The sequence below is a fragment of the Nocardia sp. NPDC050712 genome, assembly GCF_040654295.1.
GTDB lineage: Bacteria > Actinomycetota > Actinomycetes > Mycobacteriales > Mycobacteriaceae > Nocardia.
This window is the reverse complement of record NZ_JBFAHT010000002.1, coordinates 248,159-271,425: the sequence shown is the minus strand read 5'-3', so window position 1 is coordinate 271,425 and position 23,267 is coordinate 248,159. Positions and strand designations below refer to the sequence as shown.

General features: G+C 69.3%; 21 protein-coding genes. 11 read left to right on the top strand and 10 right to left on the bottom strand.

From position 1 onward, the window contains the following. The first annotated feature begins 315 nt into the window (after nucleotides 1–315). Nucleotides 316–1,470, top strand: coding sequence for a lipase family protein (locus AB0H76_RS11615; protein ID WP_357321207.1), 1,155 nt, complete (start codon nucleotides 316–318; stop codon nucleotides 1,468–1,470). 42 nt (nucleotides 1,471–1,512) lie between these two features. Here the strand turns inward: AB0H76_RS11615 and AB0H76_RS11610 are convergent, their stop codons facing one another. Then, complete coding sequence (locus tag AB0H76_RS11610; RefSeq protein ID WP_357321205.1) at nucleotides 1,513–2,304, bottom strand: SAM-dependent methyltransferase; 792 nt, start codon at nucleotides 2,302–2,304, stop codon at nucleotides 1,513–1,515. Between the two features lie 92 nt (nucleotides 2,305–2,396). Beyond that, nucleotides 2,397–3,692 carry a cation:proton antiporter gene (locus AB0H76_RS11605; protein ID WP_357321203.1) on the bottom strand — a complete coding sequence of 432 codons (1,296 nt, stop codon included), beginning with the start codon at nucleotides 3,690–3,692 and terminating at the stop codon, nucleotides 2,397–2,399. A 329-nt stretch (nucleotides 3,693–4,021) separates the two neighbouring features. Between AB0H76_RS11605 and AB0H76_RS11600 the strand changes: the two genes are divergently transcribed. After that, nucleotides 4,022–4,375: a transposase gene (locus AB0H76_RS11600; protein ID WP_357321201.1), complete on the top strand. Its 354-nt coding sequence runs from the start codon at nucleotides 4,022–4,024 to the stop codon at nucleotides 4,373–4,375. Nucleotides 4,376–4,630: 255 nt separating this feature from the next. Here the strand turns inward: AB0H76_RS11600 and AB0H76_RS11595 are convergent, their stop codons facing one another. Together AB0H76_RS11595 and AB0H76_RS11590 are read right to left on the bottom strand one after the other, a co-directional pair. Next, nucleotides 4,631–5,377, bottom strand: a complete 747-nt coding sequence (locus AB0H76_RS11595) for a hypothetical protein (protein WP_357321198.1) — start codon at nucleotides 5,375–5,377, stop codon at nucleotides 4,631–4,633. A 69-nt stretch (nucleotides 5,378–5,446) separates the two neighbouring features. Further along, the gene (locus AB0H76_RS11590; RefSeq protein WP_357321195.1) at nucleotides 5,447–6,448 is read right to left on the bottom strand and encodes a Gfo/Idh/MocA family oxidoreductase; all 1,002 of its coding nucleotides are present in this window, start codon (nucleotides 6,446–6,448) and stop codon (nucleotides 5,447–5,449) included. 79 nt (nucleotides 6,449–6,527) lie between these two features. Between AB0H76_RS11590 and AB0H76_RS11585 the strand changes: the two genes are divergently transcribed. From AB0H76_RS11585 to AB0H76_RS11575, 3 genes are all read left to right on the top strand, one after another. Continuing rightward, the gene (locus AB0H76_RS11585) at nucleotides 6,528–7,367 is read left to right on the top strand and encodes an alpha/beta hydrolase (RefSeq protein ID WP_357321192.1); all 840 of its coding nucleotides are present in this window, start codon (nucleotides 6,528–6,530) and stop codon (nucleotides 7,365–7,367) included. A gap of 112 nt (nucleotides 7,368–7,479) precedes the next feature. Further along, complete coding sequence (locus AB0H76_RS11580) at nucleotides 7,480–7,608, top strand: hypothetical protein (protein WP_357321190.1); 129 nt, start codon at nucleotides 7,480–7,482, stop codon at nucleotides 7,606–7,608. Beyond that, complete coding sequence (locus tag AB0H76_RS11575; protein WP_357321187.1) at nucleotides 7,605–8,516, top strand: NADP-dependent oxidoreductase; 912 nt, start codon at nucleotides 7,605–7,607, stop codon at nucleotides 8,514–8,516. The genes AB0H76_RS11580 and AB0H76_RS11575 overlap by 4 nt, the downstream gene beginning before the upstream one ends. Nucleotides 8,517–8,547: 31 nt before the next feature. Here the strand turns inward: AB0H76_RS11575 and AB0H76_RS11570 are convergent, their stop codons facing one another. Further along, nucleotides 8,548–8,763, bottom strand: a complete 216-nt coding sequence (locus AB0H76_RS11570) for a hypothetical protein (protein ID WP_357321184.1) — start codon at nucleotides 8,761–8,763, stop codon at nucleotides 8,548–8,550. A 262-nt stretch (nucleotides 8,764–9,025) separates the two neighbouring features. On the opposite strand from AB0H76_RS11570, the gene AB0H76_RS11565 reads away from it, so the two are divergent. Further along, nucleotides 9,026–12,910 carry an amino acid adenylation domain-containing protein gene (locus AB0H76_RS11565; RefSeq protein ID WP_357321181.1) on the top strand — a complete coding sequence of 1,295 codons (3,885 nt, stop codon included), beginning with the start codon at nucleotides 9,026–9,028 and terminating at the stop codon, nucleotides 12,908–12,910. 82 nt (nucleotides 12,911–12,992) lie between these two features. Next, nucleotides 12,993–14,306 (top strand): MFS transporter, encoded by a 1,314-nt coding sequence (locus tag AB0H76_RS11560; protein ID WP_357321178.1) that lies wholly within the window; start codon nucleotides 12,993–12,995, stop codon nucleotides 14,304–14,306. Here AB0H76_RS11560 and AB0H76_RS11555 read toward each other — a convergent pair. Together AB0H76_RS11555 and AB0H76_RS11550 are read right to left on the bottom strand one after the other, a co-directional pair. Then, nucleotides 14,303–15,274 carry an alpha/beta hydrolase family protein gene (locus tag AB0H76_RS11555; protein WP_357321176.1) on the bottom strand — a complete coding sequence of 324 codons (972 nt, stop codon included), beginning with the start codon at nucleotides 15,272–15,274 and terminating at the stop codon, nucleotides 14,303–14,305. The two genes, AB0H76_RS11560 and AB0H76_RS11555, sit on opposite strands and share 4 nt — an antisense overlap. Nucleotides 15,275–15,384: 110 nt before the next feature. Beyond that, the gene (locus AB0H76_RS11550) at nucleotides 15,385–16,338 is read right to left on the bottom strand and encodes a ferritin-like domain-containing protein (RefSeq protein ID WP_357321173.1); all 954 of its coding nucleotides are present in this window, start codon (nucleotides 16,336–16,338) and stop codon (nucleotides 15,385–15,387) included. Between the two features lie 172 nt (nucleotides 16,339–16,510). Here AB0H76_RS11550 and AB0H76_RS11545 point away from each other — a divergent pair, with 172 nt between their 5' ends. Beyond that, nucleotides 16,511–17,161: a hypothetical protein gene (locus AB0H76_RS11545; RefSeq protein WP_357321170.1), complete on the top strand. Its 651-nt coding sequence runs from the start codon at nucleotides 16,511–16,513 to the stop codon at nucleotides 17,159–17,161. Here the strand turns inward: AB0H76_RS11545 and AB0H76_RS11540 are convergent. Then, entirely contained in the window at nucleotides 17,158–17,934 is a 777-nt protein-coding gene (locus AB0H76_RS11540) for an acyl-ACP thioesterase domain-containing protein (protein ID WP_357321167.1), read from the bottom strand. The two genes, AB0H76_RS11545 and AB0H76_RS11540, sit on opposite strands and share 4 nt — an antisense overlap. 420 nt (nucleotides 17,935–18,354) lie before the next feature. On the opposite strand from AB0H76_RS11540, the gene AB0H76_RS11535 reads away from it, so the two are divergent. Further along, the gene (locus AB0H76_RS11535; protein ID WP_357321164.1) at nucleotides 18,355–19,581 is read left to right on the top strand and encodes a cation:proton antiporter; all 1,227 of its coding nucleotides are present in this window, start codon (nucleotides 18,355–18,357) and stop codon (nucleotides 19,579–19,581) included. An 8-nt stretch (nucleotides 19,582–19,589) separates the two neighbouring features. On the opposite strand, the gene AB0H76_RS11530 is transcribed toward AB0H76_RS11535, so the two are convergent. Beyond that, nucleotides 19,590–20,249, bottom strand: coding sequence for a response regulator transcription factor (locus AB0H76_RS11530; protein WP_357321162.1), 660 nt, complete (start codon nucleotides 20,247–20,249; stop codon nucleotides 19,590–19,592). Further along, a complete protein-coding gene (locus AB0H76_RS11525; RefSeq protein WP_357321159.1) occupies nucleotides 20,246–21,250 on the bottom strand; it encodes a HAMP domain-containing sensor histidine kinase in 1,005 nt (334 codons plus the stop codon). The genes AB0H76_RS11530 and AB0H76_RS11525 overlap by 4 nt, the downstream gene beginning before the upstream one ends. A gap of 187 nt (nucleotides 21,251–21,437) precedes the next feature. On the opposite strand from AB0H76_RS11525, the gene AB0H76_RS11520 reads away from it, so the two are divergent. Next, the gene (locus AB0H76_RS11520) at nucleotides 21,438–21,938 is read left to right on the top strand and encodes a CBS domain-containing protein (protein ID WP_357321156.1); all 501 of its coding nucleotides are present in this window, start codon (nucleotides 21,438–21,440) and stop codon (nucleotides 21,936–21,938) included. A 30-nt stretch (nucleotides 21,939–21,968) separates the two neighbouring features. After that, nucleotides 21,969–23,255, top strand: a complete 1,287-nt coding sequence (locus AB0H76_RS11515) for an ArsB/NhaD family transporter (protein WP_357321153.1) — start codon at nucleotides 21,969–21,971, stop codon at nucleotides 23,253–23,255. The last annotated feature ends 12 nt before the right edge of the window (nucleotides 23,256–23,267 follow it).

Sequence of the window (23,267 nt, the reverse complement as noted above, 5' to 3'; positions counted from 1 at the left end):
GCTTCGGCACGTTTTTGATGTGTAACACGCAGCGACACAGGCCCGATAGCTAGCTGTTGAGCCAGCAATATGCGACTACAGCTATTCCGAGGCGAATCGACCTATCCAGTATGTGAACAGTGTCGTTCGTTGACATGTGCACCGCCACCGCGTACGAATGCACCGAAGGTTTGGCCCAGGTTCCCACCTACCCACAACACACTCAGGTCGGGAGCAATGATGGCGGCACCACACGCGGTATCTGATACAGAGCATGGGACGGCGGGTGCGCGGCCGCGCGCCCGCCGAGCGATCGGGCGACTCGCCGTCGCGGCGATGTCGGTACTGCTGGCCGGCGTGACCCAGGCGCCGGTTGCGACCGCGCAACCGATCTACCCGGTGCCCGACGGCGACGGATTCTATTGGGCGCCACCGGATGTGGGGAACTTCGCGCCCGGTGACGTGCTGCGCAGCCGGCCGGTGCCGGCGGCGGGTTACCCCGGCGCCACGGCCTGGCAGCTGCTCTACCGCTCCTCGAACTCGGCGGGTGACCCGATCGCCGCGGTCACCACCGTGCTGCTCCCGATCGGCGGCGGGCTCAACCGGCCGCTGGTGTCCTACCAGCCCTTCGTCAACTCACTCGGCATGCAGTGCGCGCCCTCGCACAGCCTCTTCGACGGCAGCATGCAGGAGGCGCCCGCGCTGAATACGCTGCTGGCTCGCGGCTGGGCGGTCACCGTCCCCGATCATCTGGGCCCGACCAGTGCCTACGGCGCCGCCAAGCTCGGCGGCCGGCTGACCTTGGACGGTATCCGCGCGGTGAAGCGTTTCGCCCCAGCCGATCTCGCGGGCAGCCCGGTCGGTCTGGCCGGGTACTCCGGTGGTGGCATGGCGACCGGTTTCGCCGCGGCCCTGGCGCCCGAGTACGCGCCGGAACTGCCGATCGTGGGCGCTGCCCAGGGCGGCGTCCCGGTGAATATCGGCAAGCTGGCCCGCGACACCGGGTTGCAGCCGAGCCCGATGTTCGGGCTCGGGTTCGCCGCGGCGATCGGGCTGGAGCGCGAGTATCCGGCGCAGCTGCCGATGGACCGGATTCTCAACCCGGCGGGCTGGGATCTGCGCGAACGGGTCGCCAACGCCTGTACGAACGAGATCATCAGCGCCGGCGCCAACAAGGGCTTCACCGACGTCTTCACCGGCACCATGGAGGACGCCGACGCGAACACGATCCGGATCCTGCACGAGAACAGCCTGGAAACCTTTGCCGGCGTGCCCCGCACACCGATCTACGAGTGGCACGGGCTCAATGATCAGGTCGACCCGTGGCTGGCCAAGGAGGTCATGGGCCGCTACTGCGCGGCGGGCACCCCGGTCATGCTCGACATGATCCCCGGGACCGACCATCTTTCGGCGATCGCGGCCGGTTCCCCGCGGGCCTTCGGCTATCTCGCCGACCGGTTCGCCGGCGCACCCGCGCCCAGTAACTGCTAGCAGCCGAGCGGATGCCCGCGTCGAGTTTCGGCGCGGGCATCGTCAGGGTTTGCGGCCCACCGCGCAGTAGCAGGACACCTTCGCGTCGTAGGACGCCGGCATCGTGCTGATCGCCTCGGGCCGCCAGCGATGCGGCGGAACGACACCCGGCTCGACCAGATCCAGTCCGGCGAACCATCCGGTGACCTCGTCGAAGGTGCGCACCTGCGCCGGCAGCTTGCGGACTCGATACACCTCTTGCGCGCGAATCACCTGATCCGGCGCGAAATCGGCGGTGATGGTGCAGACGGCGAGGTAGGAGCCGGGCGCGAGCGCGTCGAGGAAGGTCGCCATGATGTCGTCGACGCTGTGGTCTACGAAATGCAGCAGCGCCACCATGCTCAAGCCGATGGGCTGGGACAGGTCCAGCATCCGATTGCGTTCCACGGCCTGCAGAATCGAGATCGGATCGGTGACGTCACCCTCGATGTAGGTGATCGCACCGGGCCCGGCGCCGGTCATCAGCGCGCGGGCGTGCGCCAGGACCAGTTGATCGTTGTCGACGTAGACCACCCGGGACTCCGGTGTGATCTGCTGCGCGATCTGATGCAGGTTGGGCTCGGTGGGTATCCCGGTCCCGACATCGAGGAACTGCCGGACACCGGATTCGGCAAGGAACTTGGTGCTGCGGTGCATGAACTTGCGATTGGTGCGGGCCGCGGTGCGGATGTCCGGCCACGCCTCCAGGATCTCGGCCGCGGCCTTCCGATCTACCTCGTAGTTGTCCTTGCCGCCGAGAAAGTAGTCGTAGATGCGCGAGGTATGCGGCAGACTTGTTTGAGTATCGACATACATCCAATCACCACCGCAATCGCCGCACGCGAACCTTGCTGCATACGCTAGCTCTTCCGGCAGCTCGCTGCCGCGTTTCGTGCGATGTGAGCTCGCTACACCGCGGTTGCGGCGGTATCGGTGCGCTTGCCTTCGCGCTCGTTCTCCAGGTGCTTCATCACCCAGCCGGCGCTGACCCCGTGCACGAGTACGGACAGCACGATCGTGAAGGCCACGATCGCCCAGATCGCTTCGCCTTCCGCGCCGAGCTCGGTGTGGGTCAGGCCGTAGGAGACGTAGTAGATCGAGCCGATGCCGCGGACGCCGAAAAAGGCGGTGACGGCACGCTCCTTGCCATCCATCTCCCGGCAGCGCTGTAGCGACAGCCACCCCGCGACCGGCCGGAACACGAAGACGAGCAGCACGCCGAGCGCGGCGCCCTGCCAGGACAGGGCCGCCAGCAGGCCGGTGGTGAGGGCCGCGCCGAGCAGCAGCAGCACTACCAGGGTGAAGACGTGCTCCAACTGTTCGACCAGGCTGTGCATCTGCTCGTGATAGCCGCTGTCGCGTTCGATCCGCCGGATGGCGATCGCGCAGGCGAAGACCGCGAGAAACCCGTAGCCGCCGACGAGTTCGGTGAGCCCGTACACCGCGAAGACCGCGGCCAGGGCGACGATCGGTTCCCCGCGGTCGGCCAGGCGCGCGTCCTTGATCGGGAATCGGAACAGCAAGCGGCCGAGCAGGTTACCGACGATCCCGCCGACGACGACGCCGATCAGGATCTTGCCCAGCAGTTCCCAGGCGAACCACCCGGCGAGCCAGCTCTGCACCGACCCCTTGGTCGCGAGGAAGATCGCCAGGTAGACGAACGGAAAGGCGAGGGCATCGTTGAGACCGGCCTCCGAGGTGAGCGCGAAACGCACCTCGTCGTCCTCTTCGTCGGAGCCCGCGCCACCGGGCGTCGGACCCTCGACCTGCACGTCGGAGGCCAGCACCGGATCCGTGGGCGCGAGCGCCGCGCCGAGAAGGGCCGCGGCGGCCGGCGTCAGTGCCGCCGCCCACCAGCCGAACACCGCGACGGCCGCGATGCACAGCGGCATGGTGAGCAACAGCAGCCGCCAGGTGGAACCCCAAGTGCGCCAGGCCAACGGGCGGTCGATCGCGAGCCCGACACCCATCAGAGCCACGATCACGCACAGCTCGGCGAGGTGTTCGATCACGGTGGGGTCGGCCAGCGGCGACACCGTCTGCAACCCGGTCCGCCCGATCACGAGTCCGCCCAGTGCGCCGACGCCCAGCATGAGCATCGGCGCGGTGATCGCCCGATCCTTGAAGAGCCGAGGAAGCGTGGCGGCCAGCAGCAAGGCGATGCCGGCGGCCAGGTACGCGCGTTCGAAAGTGAAGTTGGTCATCGTTGTTGCTGCGCCGCAGCGCAAGTCACCTGTCATTCGGAGAGCAAAGTCCAGATCTACCCGGTCGACCTCTTCCGAAACGCGCGCCGACGACTCAGCAGACCGACCAGTCGTCAATGTTTTAAAGGGAATCGAATACTTTAAATACTTGACCAGGTCGGGCGGGCAAATCTATCGTGTAGGTAACGCTTCCGCCTAGAAGCAGTCACGGTTTCATTGCGATACAGCCTCGGCGGACGCGGTCTTTCAACGATCCCTTGCACGTAGTCGAGTCGTTGGCCCGCTTCACTTTTCTGTTGGATCCCGGTACCGCCGAAGGAGAAGTCTGTATGCCAAAGCGCTATTCCGAGCAGGTCCGCCGCAAGGTGCTCGCCATGGTGGAGACCGGACGCCCGGTTGCCCGCGTTTCCGCCGATCTGGGCATCGCCGAGCAGACGATCTACAACTGGCGCCGCCAGGAACTCATCGCCAGTGGACGAGCGCTACTGACCCGGACCGAGCTCTCCGAACTGCTCGCGGCCCGGCAGCGCATCAGCGAACTCGAGCAGGAGTTGTCGCAGCTGCGGAAACCGCATGCGCCCCATATTCGTACGAGCCATCCGGGATCCTTCCGGGTCGCCCTGCCGTGGAACACCGTTCTCGTCTCCGAAGAGCTCGCCCGCGCCGGTTATGACGACGCGTAGTGCGACCTGAACGACAGTGCGGGCCTTTCCGATTCGGAAAGGCCCGCACTGTTGTTCCGGTCCGCTGCGATCAATTCGCACTCGAGATCTGCCAGGTATCCCATCGACGGGTCCGGGCATTGACTTTCGCGATTATCCTGAGCGCCTGAATATCCCGCTCCAACTCGGCGATGCGCCGCCGGGCCGATTCGAGGTCGGCCCGGCCGGAACGCATCGAGTACAAGCACCGCACTATTTCGCCGACCGAATGCCGCGTCATCGGCGCGGGAAATCGTGCGAGGCGGAAAAATACTGGACCGCGGCCAGAATCACGACGGGAGCGGCCGCCAGCAGCGGGCCGGCCAGAGTCGTCAGCGCCCCGGAGCTGAGGATGCCGCCGAGACAGCCGAGCAGAGCGGCGGGCAGTGCCCCGAGGAGCCCGATGATGGTGGCCGCCGCGACGGTGAGGCCGGTGAGGCCGCCGAGCAGGCACCCCACGGCGATCCCGCCCAGACCACCGACCAGGGTCGCGATGGCGGTACCCGTGGCCAGCGTGCTCTGCAGACGCTGGTAAGCCCGCTGCTCCCGATCGAACTCGCTCTGCCCCGGATCGCTTTCCCCGTAGGGGGATACGACCGGCCGGTAGACCGCCTTGGCGATGTCGAACTGTGGAGTCAGCGTCGCGGTGCGGCCCGAGATATCCGCCACGATCGGCAATTCGAATTCGTCCAACCGGAACTTCAGATCGGCGCCCGCGACCGTGACACCGTTCGCGCCTTTGATTTTGAACACCTCGTCTTCGACGACCATCGACCCCGCATCGGCGTGAATGATCGCCGCTTCGGGAGTGGCGTCGGCGCGGACATTTATCACCGGATACTCGACCGGCGCCGCACCGGCCTCCCCCGCGGTAATGCCGAACGCACAGGCTATCAGCGTCAGACGCGTGATGAATTTCCTTATGTGCACAGCTTCTTCCTCATCTCCAGGTCCCGCGGGAAGGTCGTGATCGACTGGAGACAATCATTCAACGGTTATCGGCGCACGTGAACCCCCGCGCCAATAACAGAATCCCCAATTACCGGGCGTGGCCTAGCAATCGGCGGGAATGCGCGCCGGCAATCCGGCCGCGGCGTAGATCGCGTCGATCACGGTCATCGTCGCCACCGAGTCCTCGGGGCCGGTCTCGACCGGCTCGCCGTGCAGGACGGCGGCGGTGAACGCGTCGAGCTGGAAGGCGTAGGTGGGGCGGCGCAGGAAGCGCTCGGTGTGCTTGCCCGCGGCGGTCTTGACCGTGAAGCGGTGGAAGAATTGGGGCGCGAGCGGATTGATGACGCGAACCTCGCCCTGATCGCCGGTCACGCGCGCGGAGATGCGGAAGACATCACTCGACCACATCGAGGCGCGGATCGCACCGGTCGCCCCGCCGGGGAAGCGCAGCTCCGCGCGCATCGCGCGATCGATGTGCTCACCACGCAGTTTCGCCTGCGCCGCAACGACTTCCGGCTCCTGACCGGTGAAGGTGCGGGCCATGTGCACGGCGTAGCAGCCCGCGTCCATGGTGGCGCCGCCGGCCAGCGGCCAGCTGTAGCGAATGTCGGAGAACTTCGGCAGCGGGAAGCAGAACGCCACCTCCACGTGCTGGAGTTTGCCCAACTCCCCCGCCGCCACGAGCTGTTCGATGCGCCGGGTCAGCGGGTGGTAGCGGTAGTGGAACGCCTCCATGACCACCCGGTCCGAACGCTGGGCGAGGTCGGCGATCTCGCGCGCTTCGGCGGCATTGGCGGTGAAGGGCTTCTCGCACAGCACATGTTTGCCCGCGTCGATCGCCGCGCGGGTCCAGTGGCCGTGCAGGCCGTTGGGCAGCGGGTTGTAGATCGCGTCGATGGCGGGGTCGGCCAGCAGCGCCGCGTAGCTGTCGTGCACGGTCTCGATGCCGTGCTCGGCGGCGAACGCGCGGGCCCGCCCGGGATCGCGCGCGGCGACCGCCGCGACGACGACATCGGGATTGTCGCGGGCGGGCGCGACGAGAGCGGACGGCGCGATAGCGGCCGCGCCGAGGATCCCGATACGCACGGGTGCACTGCTGATCATGTCCTGGAAGCTAGCAGTACGGCGCACGCTGTCAACCTGGGTTCGAGGGCCCGAGTGCGCGCACGGCTAGGGTCGATCCATGCATCCGCGCACCGAGACACCCCCTATCGGCACGATGGTGTCCGTCGGCGGCACCGAGATCCACGTCCGCGAAGACGGGAGCGCCGGTCCGAGAGTGCTGCTCCTGCACGGGTTCAGCGGCTCGATGCACTGGTATGACGAGGTCGCGGCCCGGCTGGCGGCCGAGCACCGGGTGCTGCGCGTGGATCTGCGCGGCCACGGCGGCACCGGCGGGAACTCGGGCCTGGATCCGCGCGCCCAGGCGCACCTGATCGCGGGCCTGCTGGACCAGCTCGACGCCACCGCGGTCACGGCCGTCGGGCACTCTTTCGGCGCGGACGTCGCGCTCGAATTGGCAAGGGCCAGTAGGCGCGTGCACCGCATCGTCATCATCGATCAAGCCCCGGATTACAGCTTCGCGACGCTCCCGCCCGGAGCGTCGATCCTCGGCCTCCCCGGCCTGGGAACGATCGTGAACCGATACACACCGGCCTTTCTCATCAAGCTGTTCATGCGCAACGCGTTCGCGCCGGGCTTCGACGCCGCGACCGCCTTCGACGATCCCGGCCGCGTGATCGCCGATACCCGTGCCACCGCGGGGCCGATGTATCGCGAGGTCGGCAACGTGCGCCGGTCCCGGCTGGCCGCCACGCCCCTGGACCAGCAGGTCGCCGCCGCCGGGCTGCCCACGCTTGTCATCCACGGCCGGCACGACGCGCTGTACGACTGCGCGGCCACCGTGGCCCGGTACGAGGCGGTCGGCGCGCACACGCACGTCATCGAGGACGCGGGCCACTCCCCCAATGTCGAACAGCCGGAGGCGGTCGCGCAGGCGCTCGCGACGTTCGCCGGGAGCTGAGCGCGGACCCGCGCCGCCCGGCCGATCGGTGCGTCCGGACGCCGGGTACGGTTCCCACGACCGGAGTCCGCTCCGGCTGTCGTTCGGCCTCGTACCTGCGGAAGGACCGATCATGCCCGAGCTCGTACTCGCCACCAGGGGAACCGGTTTCGCCGGCGGATGGCGCGTTGCCGAGCTGCTGCGCGAAACCGTGGCCGAGTGCGCGCGCAGCCTGCCGGCCCAGGATCGGAGCGAGCGGTGAAGGCGGTTCGTTTCCGCCGGTTCGGCGGACCGGAAGTGCTCGAGATCGTCGACCTGCCCGATCCGCATCCCGGTCCCGGGCAGGTCCGGATCGCGGTGCGCGCGGCCGGGATCAATCCCAGCGACTGGAAGAAGCGCCAGGGGCTGATGGACGCGGAACTGCCGCAGACCCTCGGGTACGAGGCCGCGGGTGTCGTCGACGAACTCGGTGCGGGCGTCACGGATGTGGCTCCGGGTGATCGGGTGTTCGGCTTCTGCACCGAGGCCACGGCGCAAGCCGAACTCGCGGTGCTGTCCTATTACGCGCCGATCCCGCCCTCGCTCGACTTCCCCGGCGCGGCAGCACTCCCGGCCGCGCTCGAAACGGCCACGCGTGCGCTCGATCAGCTCGGTGTCGCCAGTGGCAGCACGGTGCTCATCAGCGGCGCCTCCGGAAGTGTCGGCAGCGCCGCGGTGCAGCTCGCCGTGGCGCGCGGGGCCCGGGTGCTCGGCACGGCGAGTCCGGCCAACCACGAGTACCTTCGTACGCTCGGCGCCGAACCGCTCGCCTACGGACCGGGTCTCGTCGAACGGGTCCGCGCGATCGCCCCCGGCGGTGTCGACACCGCGCTCGATGTCGCCGGCAGCGGCGTTCTGCCCGAACTCGTCGACCTGGCCGGCGGCGCGGAACACGTAGTGACGCTCGCCGATTTCGCCGGCGCGCAGGAATACGGGGTGAAGTTCAGCAGCGGCGACGCCGGGCGCGCTGTCCACGCGATCGCCGACATCGGCGCACTGATCGAGTCCGGTCGCTTCACGCTTCCGGTCGCGCGGACGTTCCCGCTCGCCGAAGTCGCCGAGGCGCACCGGGCCGGCGCGGACGGCGGCCTGCGCGGCAAGCTCGTGCTGGTGGTCGACCCGCCCAGCTGACATCAGCGGCAAATCAGCGGCAAAAGCAGGCTCAGGCCCCTCGAAGCCGGTGCCGCCCACCACCATCCGGCGGCCCCGGCTCGCCGGCGGACACGACCGGGAACTCGTCGGTCGTTTCCTCCAGCAGCTCGCGCAGCCGCGCACAGAAGGCATCGATGCTGCCGTATCGAGCCAGAATGTCGGTGACCAAACGCTGCGTACCCGACACCATCAGTGGGGGTGATACCTCGCTGACCGCGTCGTCCATTTCGCCTCCTGACAAAACACCAGCACGGGTCCGGTCGAGAAGTGGGTGGTCCCCACCCGGCCAGGATGCCCATTGGCAAACCTCCAGAAACCTATCAGCGAGGGGCAATTTCAGGGGCACGTCGACAAGGTCCGCCCAGTGGCGCAGCGAGTCGGCGAACTCGCACGCGCCGTTCGCTCCGGGATAACGGCAGGTGAGCGGGCTTTGCCGTAAGTTTGCCCACAGCGTTTCGCCATGGCTTCAGCCGGTGTCAGGAGGCGTGTTGACGGTAGGCCCGAGTTACCCGCTGTCGCAGGCACAGTGGGCCTGGTGGCTCGCCCAGAAACTGCATCCCGGGGTGCCGGTCACGGTGGCGATGTACCTGGATCTGGCCGGGCCGCTGGACCTCGACCGAGCGCGGCGGTGTGCCGAACGGGCCGCGTGCGAACTCGGAGCGGCGCAGTTGCGGTTCCGCGTCGAGGACGGCGCGCCGTGCCAGTACCTCGACCCCGCCGCCCAATTGCGATTCGACAAGGCGGATCTGACCTCGGAGCCGGATCCGGTCGCCGCGGCGCTGGACCGGATGGAATGCGATTACAGCACGCCGCTGGATCCCGCGGCCGACGAACTGACCGTGGTCCTGGTCTTCGCCGTGGCGCCGCGGCGGCACCTGCTCTACCTGCGCAGCCACCACATCGTGCTGGACGGTGTGGGCGCGGCCGCGGTGCTGCGGCGGACCGCGGACCTCTACCGCACAGGTCTCGAGGCCGCGCCGGAGTGCGGGGCGCTGTCGGTGCCGGAGATCCTGGAAGACGAACGGGCCTATCGGGAGTCGGCGCGGGCGCGCGCCGACCGAGACTACTGGCGGGATCGGCTGGCCGGGCTCGGCGACTCGATCGGCCTGGCGGGGCGCCCGGCAGCGCCGACGGTCCGGCCGCATCACGTCACCGGCACCCTGGACACCGCGACGGCGCGGCTGCTCGCCGCGGCCAAGGCCCGGCACGGCGCCACCTTCCCCGAATTGGCGATCGCCGCCTTCGCCTGCTTCCTGGCCCGGATGACCAGCAGCGCGGACGCCACGCTCACCATGCCCGTGCCCGCCCGTACCACCGCGGCGCTGCGGCGATCGGGCGGCTCGATGTCGAATGTGGTCCCGCTGCGCATGACCGGTCTGGACGCGAGCACCGTGGGCGGGGTTGTCGCGCAGGTGCGCTCGACCGTGCTCGGCGCGCTACGCCACCAACGCTTCCGGCACGAGGACATGCGCGGGCACGAAGCGCTGCGCGCGGGGTTCGGCCCGGTGGTCAACCTGCTGGGCCTGGTCGAACCGCTGCGCCTCGGACCGGTAACCGGGCAGGCCCGGTTGCTCGCGCTCGGCCCCGTGGTGGATCTCCAGGTGAACGGGTATCAGGCCGGGCCGGACGAGACCTCGGTCAGCCTGGACTTCCAGGCGAATCCGGCGCGCTATCGCCACGACACGGTGGTCTGGCAGCACCGGATGTTCCTGGACTACTTCGCCCGCTTCCTCGCCGCCGAGCCGGACCTGCCGATCACCGAGGTGGACCCCGCACCGGCCGCTCCCCTGGCGCGGCCACCGGCCGGCCCGGTGCGGACGCTGCCCGAACTGCTGCGCGCGGGCCTGGTGGCCGACGCCGTGGCGGTGCGCGCCGGGCCACGCACGCTGACCTATCGGGCCTTGGACGAGGCGTCCAGCCGCTGGGCGCGCGTTCTGCTGGCGGGCGGGGCGGGGCCCGGCGAGTTCGTGGCGGTGGCGATCGAGCGGTCGCTGGAGTCGGTGCTGGCCCTGTGGGCGGTCGCGCAGACCGGCGCGTGTGTCGTCCCGATCGACCCGGCCGACCCGCAGCCGCGAATCGCCGCGGTGCTGGACTCTTCCGGTGCGCGCCAAGGCATTACGGTGCGTTCGGCGCGGGATCGACTGCCCAGGAGCGGGATCGACTGGCTGGTGCTGGACGACCCGGCGAGTATGGCGGCCGCGGAGCGGCACTCGGCGGCGCCGATCGACGACACCGAGCGGACGCGACCGCTGCGGCCGGCCCATCCCGCGTACCTGATCTACACCTCGGGCACCACGGGCATCCCGAAAGGTGTCGTGGTCGGGCACCGCGGCCTGGGATCGCTGACCGCCTATCTCATCGAACACTATGGCATCGACCGCAATTCGGTGCTGCTGCACTCGCACACCTCGATCTTCGACGCGCACCTGCTCGAATTGCTGCCCACCTTCGCCGCGGGCGCGCAGGTGGTGGTGGCGCCGCCGTCGGTGGTCGTCGGCGAACAGCTGGCCCGGCTGATCCGGGACTGCGGCTGCACCATCGTGCAGACCGCACCGGCCGTCCTGGCCACGCTGTCGCCGGCGCGGGTACCCGCGGTCGATGTCGTGGCCATCGGCGGCGAGGCCTGCCCCGCGAAGCTGGTGGCGGAGTGGGCGCCACACGTGCGGCTGTTCAACGGCTACGGGCCGACCGAGGTGACGGTGATGGTGACCGAGACGGCCGCCATGACCGCCGACGGCCCCGTGACCATCGGAGTCCCCTTACCGGGAGTCCTTGCGGCACTGCTCGATTCGCGGTTGCGGCGCGTGCCCGACGGCGCGAAGGGTGAGTTGTATCTCGGCGGTCTCGGCGTCGCCGAGTACTACCTGGGCAACCCGGCCGCGACGGCGGCGCGGTTCGTCGCCGATCCGTTCGGCACCGGCGGGCGGCTCTATCGGACCGGTGACCGGGTCGGTGCCGGGCCGGACGGGGCGTTCGAGTTCTTCGGCCGGCTCGACGGTCAAGTCGAAATACACGGCCGCCGTGTCGAACCGGCCGAGATCGAGGTCGCGCTGCTCGCCGAACCCGAGATCGCCTACGCCACGGTGACGGTCGCCGATCCCGGCCGGCCCGAAGCACGGCTGGTGGGCTACGTCGTCGCGGCCGCGGGCGCGCGGATCGACACCGCGGCGACGCTGCGCCGGTTGCGCTCGGAATTGCCCGCGGCCCTGGTGCCTTCGGTGCTGGTCCAGCTGGACGAATTGCCCGTGGCGGGCAACGGGAAGGTGGACCGCGCCGGTTTGATTCCGCCGGTTCCGGCACCCCGTCCCTATCAGGCCCCGCAGACCGATCTGGAGCGGCTGGTCGCCGCCCGCGTCGCCGCCGCGCTCGACCGGTCCGCGGTCGGCCTGGACGACGACTTCTTCGAGCTCGGCGGCAATTCCCTGCTGGGCGTGAGCGTTTCGGGCGAGCTGGAAGCGGCGACGGGACTGCCGGTGACGGTGCGCTGGCTCTACACCAGCCCCACCGTACGGTTGCTCGCCGAGGCGATCGCGAACTACGACACCGCCGACGACGCGGACGACGCGCTCGGCGCGCTACTCGTCCTGCGCCGCAGCGGTTCCCGGCCCCCACTGTTCTGCGTGCACTCCGCCGTGCCGCTGGCCTGGTGCTACGCCGGGCTGGCCCGCTACGTCACCGACCGCCCGATCTACGGGCTGCAAGCACCGGAACTCGTCGCCGGCGCGGACGCGCCCGCCACCGTCGGCGAGCTGGTGGACACCTACATCGCGACGATGCTCGAGGTCCAGCCGCAGGGCCCGTACCACCTGCTCGGCTGGTCGCTGGGCGGTCAGCTCGCACACGCCATCGCGGTGCGCCTGCGCGCCCGCGGCGCGGTGGTCGCGGTCCTGACCATGCTGGACAGCGTCGTCATTCCCGCCGCCGCGGATCCGCCGGCCGCCCCGCGCATGCGGGATCTGCTGACCCACCTGCTCGGCGACGAACCCGAGGACGCCGACGCGGCCCCCGATCTCACCGCCGCCGAGGCCGCGGCGGAGCTGGCGGTGGCGGGCGCGTCCTTCGGCACGGGCCTGTCGGCCGGTCAGCTGGAGCGGCTGCATCGCGGCTACGTCGCGGGTGTCATGCTCGCCCACAGCTACCGGCCCGACGTCTACGACGGTGACCTGCTGTACTTTTCGGCCACCCGGGGCATCACCGAGTTCTTCGACGCGCGGATGTGGCGGCCGTACGTCACCGGGGAGCTGATCGAGCACCCGGTGCCCGCCACCCACGCCCAGCTGACCAATTCCGAGGTGGTGGCCCTGATCGGTCCGCTGCTCGACCGGCACCTCGAGCGGGTTTCCGGGTCGATGGCGCTGCCCGACGGGCGGTGAGCGGATCGACGCGCCGAGCGACCTCGAGGAACTGACCGGCGGGCGGGCGGCGTGGCTGGCGTTCACCGGCTGCCTGATCGCGGTGTTCATGCAGATGATCGACGGCACCATCGTGATCACCGCGCTGCCCAGCATCACCGCGGATCTGGCGGCGTCCCCGCGCGCGCAACTGCTGATGGTGTCCGGTTACGCGCTGGCCTTCGCCTGCACGCTGCTCACCGCCGCGCGCGTGGGCGAACTGGTCGGGCGGCGGACCATGTTCCTCGCCTCGGTACTGGTGTTCACGGCGGCGTCGGTGTGGTGCGGGATATCCGGCAGCGCCACCGAACTCGTGCTGGCCCGGGTGGTGCAGGGCAGTGCCGCGGCGGGGATGGCGGCGCAGACCATCGCGATCGCGACGGCCAGTTTCCCGCGCCGCGATCATCCGCGGGTCTTCGCCCTCTACGGCGCGCTGGCGGGATTCGCGGGCGCGCTCGGGCCGATCCTCGGCGGCGCGCTGGTCACGGCCGATGTCTTCGGCCTCGGCTGGCAGGCGATCTTCCTGATCAACCTGCCGCTCGGGGTGCTCGCGGGCGCACTGGCACTGCGCTACCTGCGGCTGGGGCGGCCGGCGCGGCGCGAACGACTCGATCTGCCGGGTGCGGCGCTGTCCACGCTCAGCCTGTTCGCGCTGCTCTTCGCGCTCACCGATATTCAGCAGAATGGCTGGCGCCCAGCGGCATTGGCGGTGATCGCGGTCGCGCTCGGCGGCGGCGCGGTGTTCCTGGCCCAGCAGCGCCGGGGCCGGGATCCGCTGGTGCGCTTCGATCTGTTCGCCGACCGCCGGGTAGCCGTCGGGTCCGTTCTGCTGACCGTGTTCTTCGGGCTGTTCACCGCGTTCGTCTTCGCGGTGTCGGTGACCGTGCAAGAGGTGCTCGGCTTCACGCCGTGGCGCACCGGATTACTGATGACGCCGTTCGCGGCCGGCGCGTGCGCGGGCGCGTTGCTCGCACCGATGCTGGTGCGGCGCTGGGGCGTTCGCGTGCTGACCGCCGCCATCACCGCGTTCGGGCTGTGGGTGGCCGTCGGTGCCGCCTATCTGCACGCGACCGACGGCACCGTATCCGTCCCCTTGGTGCTGGGGCCGGTCTTCCTCGCGGGACTGAGCGTCGGAGTGTTCTGCATTCCGCTGCAACCGATCATGCTCTCCGGCCTGGGACAGCGGCAGATGGACGCGGCCTCGGGCTTGCTGCCGACCGTCGAGCAGATCGGGAACGCGCTGGGCTTGGCGCTGCTGTGCGCGGTGTTCTTCCGCGCGCACACCCTGGCCGGCAGTGTCACGATGTTCGCGGCCTTGTCCGCCGTAGCGCTCGGGCTGGGCGCGCTCACCCGCGCCCTGCCCGAGCCCGCGCGCTAGACCCCGAGGGCCGCGGCGAACAGCGGCCACGAGTCGTGCAGATCGTCCTGCCAGTACGGCCAGGCATGGGTGCCGTCGCGCAGCACGACCGTGGCCGGGATGCCGAGGCCGGCAAGGCGATCGGTCAGGGTCGAGACGCACCCGCGCACCACCGCTTCCATGCCGCCGCCCACCAGCATGCGATCCGCCAGGCGGGCGGCGTCGCCGCCGATGGACGGGTCGGCGAGGGTGTCGTGCGCGCCCGCTCCCCCGTTGCCGGACGAGATGTAGAGCGCCACGCCACGCAGCCGGTCGGCGTTGAGGACCGAATCGTTGGCGGCCCAGGCCGGATTCTCCATGCCGCCCCACATGTTCGCGGCGTTCGCCCCGTACAGGCTCAGCTGGGAATACACGTACGCGCGGGCCAGCGGATCGTTGGTGCGGGGGCACCCGCTGTAGGCGCCGACGGCCTGATACCGGCCGGGGGCCTCGATGGCGAGATTCAGTGCCGAGGTCGCCGACATCGAGGCGCCCGCAACGGCATTGCGGCCGTTCATGCCGAAGTGCTGCTCGAGCAGCGGGGGCAACTCGTCGATCAGGAAGGTGGACCAGCGGGCCCGGCCGAGCGCCGGATCGTCGGCCACCCAATCGGTGTAATAGGAGCCGCGCCCGCCGATCGGCTGCACGACATTGACGGGCTTGTCGGCGAAGAACTGCGCGGCATCGGTGCGATTGGTCCAGGGGCCGCCCGTCTCGCCGCCGTCGACGGCGTTGAGCAGATACAGGGCGGGCGCGGGCACACCCGGATGCGAAACCCACACCGGGATCGTCCTGTTCATGGCTGCCGAGAAGACGACGACCTCGAACTGCCGGCCGCCCAGCGGGCGGACCTCGACGATCGCGGAGCCGGGATCGGCCGCCGCCGGTAGCGGGAAGAGCACAGCGGACGCGGCGAACAGGACAACCAGGCAGCGCAGTAGCCGGTGCATGCTGGGAGTATCCCTCGCCGGCCCGCCATTCCCGGTGATCAACAGGCGTGTTCGCCAGAAGTCGGCGCGCCGGTGGCCGTAGCCACCGGCGCGGTCCGGAGAACCGGGGGTCAGTTACGACCGATGACATCCCGGGCGATGGTCGCCAGCCGCGCCTGGGTGGCCGAGACGACGCTCTGGCGGTTCTTGTTGGCTTCCTCGTAGGCGAGGATCGCCCGCACGTCCGAGGACTCGGTCAGCTCCTTGATCGCCGCGACCGACTGGTTGACGTTCAACTCGTCGTAACCGCTGATCGGCAGCTCCCGGGCTTCGAGAATGCCGGTCGCGCTCCGGGCCGAATGCAAACGGTCGGCGGTCCCCTTCGCGCCCTCGCGGCGGGTGACCCGCTCGGCGGTCTCCAGGGCCGCGTCCCGCGAGGCGGTGAGCGTCTTGACGGCGACATCGCCGGCCCGCGAGCCCCGTTCGAGCAGCTCGCCGAGCGCGGGCGGTGCGGAGCGGAAGGTGTCCAGCGCCCGATCCAGGCCGCGGGTCGACCAGCCGACCGGGACGTTGACCAGCTTGACCGCGGTGCCGGTGGCGGCCTGCAACGGCGTGCGGCGCAATGCGGCCGGGCCGCCGAGCGCATCCTCGGCCAGGACGGTGCTCAGCCATTCGACGGTCGCCGCGTGCGCGGTGATCAACCGATCGGCCAGGACCCCGACCTCGGGGTGCCCGGCGCTGCTCGCGAGCGCCTTCAGGTAGCGCGCGCGGTCGAGCAGCTGGTGTTCGAGGGTGAGGTCACCGAGCAGGGCTTCGTCGAACGGCTGCGCCTGTTCGGCCATCGCCTTGACCGCGGCCGCGAGCCGGCCGAGGAAGGGCCCGATCACCGCGGGAATGCCGCCGAGATCGCGGATGGCGGCCTCGATCGCCGCGACCCGGGCCCGGGCGTTGTCGGCGTTCTCGGACAACTCGCGTTGCACCGCTTCGGTTCGAGCCTGCGCGATCCGGGTTTCCGCGATCTGAATCTCGGTATTGGTCAGATCGCGCACGGCGCGCAGCTGTGCCAGCAGAGTTTGGGTGCTCATGGGGAATTCATCCTTCGCTATCGACGAAAGGTTCGGCGCGACGATGCACCATGACTGGCATCCACCGTTCGTGGACACGTCTTCGGCCTACCACTGTGCACCCGCCCCAAACCCCGGCCGATGGATATTCTTGTGCCGCAACAGCTATCGACGCAGGTGACAGGAGCCGGCAATGTCCGTGCATATGATCGAGGATCTGGTCGAGGAATCGATCCGGGTCCTGCACGATTCGGCGCCGGCCGGCGATCGCCGGGTGCGGGAATCGATCGCGGCGCTCTTCGGCTTCCAGGCCGGATACGACTGCTCGTTCACGCATTTCCGGATCATGGATATCTTGCTCGAGCGTGGTTACACGGCTCGGTTCGCGGTGGCCGAGCATCCCGAATATCGCAGCCGCAGAGCGTTCTTCGACAACGTGACGGAATTCACGGCGCTCGCCGAATCCGAGCACGCGTGGTTGGACCAGGGCTATTTGGATCCGCCGTACTTCTTCTGCGATGCCGGAACCACCGCGTGGCGCACCATGTTTCCCGAGGAGACACCGCCGGATCGGATCCCGCTGCCGGAGGTGGTCCACGCGACCGCGCTGGCCGCGGAACGGGCCGGGAACGTCGAACTGATCGCGCTGTGGCATGCCCTCGGATACCAGGCGCTGACCGGCAGCTGGGTCGGCGAGCCGCGGGAAGTCCCCGCTGTCACCGCGATTCGTGACCTCGCCCACCGCACCGGCGCGGCCGCGCACGACCTCCCGGACGGTTACCGGCCGCCGCCGGAGTTCTACGACGACGATCCGGTCGAATCCTGGTGGTACGCCCTGGGCTAGAGCGCGGTGACGCGGGCCAGGGTGCGGGCGGTGCCGTCGACTTCGAGTTGCACGTGCAGGGCGGTGCCGGTGCGCCAGACCCGGATTCGCACATCGTCGCCGGCCAGCACCGGGCCGACGTGCTCGAGGATCACCCGGTACGGCCGGGCGCGCAGGTCGGGGTGGCGTTCCAGCGCCTCCTCCACGGCTTCCCAGTGCACGGCGTTGTTGACGTGGCCGTAGTGGTCGACATCGGTGACCCGCAGCGGGAACGGCCACAGCTCGGCGTCGGCGGCCGGCTGCGCGGCCAGCGCGGCCCGCCAGCGCAGCCGGTGGTCGGTGGTGGCCGCGAGCATCGGGGCCATGAAGGCATCGCTCATCCGGGCCGGGCGCCCGCCTTCGATGTCGACGTGGATCAGGAACATCTCGGTCTCGATCAGGCCGCCGTTCTCGCTGTTCACCTTGATGCGCATGTTGCACCAGCGGTTGGACAGGGCGGCGGGCCAGCGCCGCAGATGCACCCGATCGCCGAACTCGATCGGCCGCAGCACGTCGATCACGGTCCGGCGCACGATCCATCCCGGATGCAGATCGCCCTCCTCGACCGCCTCGAGATGGTCGTAGCCGATGTCCTGCAGGTAGCGCGCCACCGCGTCCAGACGCAGCCGTTGCGCGCCATCGGTATCGCCCAGCCGCACCGGCCAGTCCTCGTGGAAAGCGCGGCTCTCGTCGCCGCAGGCCGGCAGCGGAAACACGATGTCTGCCAACCGGTCGACGGTCGTGGCGGTATCCATGGGCGCGAGCGTACCGACCGGCCCGCAAATCGGCTCATCCGACACACAGTCGACCGTAACTCGGTGTGCGACAAGGGATTTCACTCGAAGATCAGCCCGGCCACCACACCGTCCAGTTTGCAAAATCGACTTCTTTACGGAATCATTACCAACCAAGGTGACCTGGGGGAACGGCCGACCGGCACGTGACTCCGCGAGTCCGTCTCAGGACGAATCGACCCGAAAGGAGCCGCCCATGGCATTCACACAGCACGCATACACCACAATGCCGTATCTCTTTCCTCGATCGCTGCGGCGTTAGCACGACAACGTTTCGCGGCGAGCACCCTCCGCTTCACCACAGGTGATGACTTGGTTGTTGTTGATACCGCGGAGAGCCTTGCGGCTACCGCCAGAATTGTGACGGATGGCTGAGAGAAAATGGTGGCACACGAAACCGCGCTCGCGCTGATACAGCTGGGCGCGGTCTTTTTCGGATTGGGATTGCTGGGGCGCCTCGCCGCCCGCGTGGGGATGTCGCCGATTCCCCTGTATCTGATCGGCGGGCTGGTATTCGGCTCCGGCGGCCTGGTCGAGCTGAATCAGGTCGACGAGTTCATTCACCTGGCCAGTGAAATCGGCGTCGTCCTGCTGTTGCTGCTGCTCGGATTGGAATACACCGCAAAAGAACTCGTCACCGGCATGCGGAGTTCGTGGGCGGCCGGTGTGCTCGATCTGGTGCTGAACGCGACGCCCGGCGTCGTGGTAGCGCTGATGCTGGGGTGGGGCGTCACCGGCGCGGTCGCGATGGCGGGCGTCACCTACATCTCGTCCTCGGGCATCATCGCCAAGGTGCTCGGCGATCTCGGCCGGCTGGGCAACCGGGAAACCCCGACCGTCCTGTCCATCCTGGTGTTCGAAGACCTGGTGATGGCCGCCTACCTGCCGGTGCTGACCGCGGTATTGGCCGGTGTCGGCTTCGCCGCGGGCCTGAAGACGCTGGGCATCGCCCTGGCCGCCGTCACGGTCGTGCTGGTCGTCGCGCTGCGCTACGGCCGGTACGTGTCGATGATCGTCGACAGCGAGGATCGGGAGATCTTCCTGCTCAAGCTGCTGGGCTCCGCGCTGCTGGTGGCCGGCATCGCGTCCTCGCTGCAGGTCTCGGCCGCGGTCGGGGCGTTCCTGCTCGGCATCGCCATCTCCGGGTCGACGGCGCACAGCGCCACCAAGATTCTCGAACCGCTGCGGGACCTGTTCGCGGCCATGTTCTTCGTGCTGTTCGGGCTCAGCACCGATCCACGCAGCATCCCGCCCGTCCTGGGCTGGGCGATCGTGCTGGCCGTGGTGACCGCCGCGACGAAACTGGCGACCGGCTGGTGGGCGGCCAAACGCGCGGGCGCGTCGAAGTACGGGCGGGCGCGCGCGGGTACCGCGCTGATCGCGCGCGGCGAGTTCTCCATCGTCATCGCCGGTCTGGCCGTCAGCGCCGCGGCGGTGCCCGAGGAGTTCGCCGCCATGGCGACCACCTATGTGCTGCTGATGGCCGTCATGGGACCGATCGCGGCCCGCGTGGTCGAACCGCTGCTGCACTGGTTCGACAATCGCGCGCAGAGCACTCCGACCACCTCGCCCGAAACGCTCGAGATCACCGACATCACCAAGCCCTGAGCGGTCCATCAGGGCTCGATCAGGCCGGCGCGGATCGCGTAGCGGGTCAGTGCGGTCCGGTCGCGCAGGTCGAGTTTGGCCAGGATGTTCGTGCGATGCCGGTCCACCGTCTTGGCGCTGATGACCAGCGTCTCGGCGATCTCACGGGTGGAGTTGCCTTCGGCGATCAGCTTGAGCACCTCCTCCTCGCGCGGGGTCAGGATGGTCTCGGGCAGCGCGGCCCCTTGCCGGGCGCGTTGCAGATAGTCGCGGATCAACGCGGTGGCCGCGCCGGGGTACAGGAACGGCTCACCGCGCATGGTGGCGCGGCAGGCCTCGATCAGGTCGCGATCGGCGACCGACTTCAGGACATACCCCGAGGCCCCGACCTTGAGGGACTCGAAGAAGTACTGCTCGTTGTCATACATCGAGAGCATGAGAATGCGGACACCCGCGGCCGTGCGGGTGATCTCGCGCGCGGCCTGGATGCCGGTCATGCGCGGCATGGCGATGTCCAGGATCGCCAGGTCGACGCGCACTTCGGCGAGCAGGTCCAGGGCCTCCTGGCCGTTGGCGGCCTCGGCGACGACGACCAGGTCGGGTTCGGCGTCGAGGATCATCCGGATGCCGCTGCGGACCAGCGCGTGATCGTCGGCGAGCAGGATCCGGGCGGGCGCGGGGCCGGTCATCGCGGGCTCCGCGCGGCGTCGTAGGGGACGCGCAGCGCGACATCGGTGCCGTCGCCCGGCGGTGAGTCCACGGTCAGCGTCGCGCGGATCAGCAGGGCGCGTTCGCGCATCCCGCGGATGCCCGCGCCTTCCCGGGCGACGCCCCCGCGCCCGTTGTCGGTGACGCGCAGTTCGAGCGTGCCCGCCTCCGCGCGCAGGCCGAGCAGCACCTCGGTGGCGTCCGCGTGCCGCACCACGTTCGTCAGGCTCTCCTGGACCACGCGGTAGCAGACCAGTTCGACCTCCGGCGGCAGCCGATCCAGCGTGCGATCCACCTCGCGGGCGACGGTCAGGCCCGTATTGGTGGAGAAGTCGTGGCACAGCGCGGCCAGTGCGCTGTGCAGGCCCAGATCGTCGAGCACGTCCGGGCGCAGGCGGCGGGCGATGCCGCGCACCTCGTCCAGGCATTGCCGCACGGTTTCCTGGGCGCCGCACAGTTCGCCGACCAGTTCGCCGGGCGCCTTGTCGACCACGCGCTTCATCGACAGCAACGCCACGGTCAGGCTCTGCCCGATCTCGTCGTGCAACTCCCGGGCGATGCGCCGGCGCTCGCCCTCCTGCGCAGCCAGCGCGGAGGCACTGGCCGCGGTGCGTTCGGCCTCCAGCCGCTCGGTCATCGCGTTGAACGAGTCGATGACGCGGCCGAGATCGCCGCTGTCGATGCCGTCGAGGCGGTCGTTGCGGCGCAGCGGATCGAAGCGGTGCATCGAGGCGATCAGCTGATCCAGCGGAGCCAGGCTGCGGCGCAGCAGAATCGCGTTCGCGGCCAGCATCACCGCCAGGCCGATCAGCAGCACCGGGAGCTCGGTGAGGCGGACCCGGGCCGACACCGTCGCCGGGGACAGCGCCAGCACCAGCGTCCCGCAGGCGAAGACCAGGCCGTTGATCAGGATGATCCGCCGGAACAGCGCACCGACGGGTGTGCGCGTGTGGCGGAGCAGCCCACCGGTGTGACGGTCCATGCGCCCATTCTCGTGGCCCGCGCGTGTGGCTGTCCATCAGGTCCAGACCCCATTTCCGCACGTCGAGGGGCCGCAGATCGGGCGCTGAGATGGGGTCGCGCCCCGATGGCGCAACCGGTCACGCCGCCGAAAACTCTTAGGCACCGGGCTTCGGGCTCGCCCACCTCACCCACGGACAGGCCGCGACATGACCACCAGCGCCGCACGCCCGCAATGGAGCGACACCATGCAAGCACACGAGATCGCCATCTCCCTGCCCACGATCCGGGTGGGCGACCCGGTGGCCAAGGCCGTCCGTTTGATGGTGGTGAAGCGGCTGCCCGGGATCATCGTCGTGGACGACGCGGGGCGACCGCTGGCCGTGCTGCCCGGCACCCAGGTGCTGCGCCTGGCGATCCCCAGCTCGTATCAGTCCGACCAGGCGCTGGTGCGCACCATCGACGAGGTGCACGCCGACCTGTTCTGGCAGGTGCCCGGCAGCCGGACCGTCGGGGACTGCCTGCCCCCGCAGAGCGCCAGACCCGCCACCGTGCGCCCCGACGCCACCCTGCTGGAGATCGCGGCGCTGATGGCCGCCCGGCATACCCCCCTGGTGGCCGTGGTCGACAAGAACCGGGCCCTGGTGGGCGCGGTCACGCTGGAACGCCTGCTGGCGAGCCTCGCGGTCGCGGGGCCCGACGATGAATAGTCCGCGCCCATACCCCTCGGGCGGTGGCCGATGGACGGGGTGATGGCGGTAGCGATCTTCGTCGTCGCGTTCTTCTTCATCGCCACCGAACGCGCCGACAAGGTCAAGGTCGTGCTCGTCGCGGCCGGCCTGATGACCGTTCTCGGCCTGACCGCGGGCGAGCAGGTGTTCTACTCCGAGCACGCGGGGATCGACTGGAACGTCATCTTCCTGCTGCTCGGCATGATGATCATCGTCGGGATCATCCGGCAGACCGGCGTGTTCGACTTCCTGGCGATCTGGGCCGCGAAACGCTCGCGCGGCAACCCGTTCCGCCTGATGGTGATGCTGATGCTGATCACCGCGATCGCGTCTCCGCTGCTGGACAACGTCACCATCATCATGCTGGTCGCGCCGGTCACCATCGTGGTGTGCGACCGGCTCGAGATCGCGGCCCAGCCGTTCCTGATCGCGGAGGTGCTCGCGGCCAACATCGGCGGTGCGGCCACGCTGATCGGCGATCCGCCCAACATCATCATCGGCAGCCGGGCGGGGTTGAGCTTCAACGACTTCCTGATCCACATGGCCCCGGCCGTCGTGGTCATCTTCGTGCTGTTCGTGATCTTCACCAGGCTGCTGTTCCGCAAGGCGATCCGCGACGCCCGGCCGAACCCGGGCACCGTGCTGGCGCTGCAGGAGCGACGGGCGATCACCGATCCGAAGCTGCTGATCCGCTGCTCGATCGTGCTGCTCGGCGTGGTGATCGGGTTCGGCCTGCATTCGGTGCTGCATGTCGCGCCCTCGATCGTGGCGCTGGTCGGGGCGGGGGTCATGCTGCTGGTCTCGAGGCTGGACGTGGGCGAGGTGCTCGCCGAGGTGGAGTGGCCGACCCTGGTGTTCTTCGCCGGACTGTTCGTCATGGTCGCCGGGCTCGTGCACACCGGCGTGATCGACGCGCTCGGCGCGTTCGCGGTCGACACCTTCGGCGACAACCACTTCGTGGCGATGACCACGATCATCTTCGGTTCCGCCGTCTTCGGCGCGTTCGTCGACAACATCCCCTACACCGCGACCATGGCCCCCGCGGTGGAGGAGCTGGTCGCGCAGACGCCCGACGCCACGCACGGGCAGGGGCTGTGGTGGGCCTTCGCCTTCGGGGCGGACTTCGGCGGCAACGGCACCGCCGTCGCGGCCAGCGCCAACGTCGTCGCGCTCGGCATCGCGCAGCGCTCGGGTCATCCGATCTCGTTCTGGCAGTTCACCAAACCGGGCATCATCGTGACGTTCCTGAGCACCTTCCTGGCCTGGATCTACGTGTGGTTACGCTATTTCACATGATGTCGAGTGGGC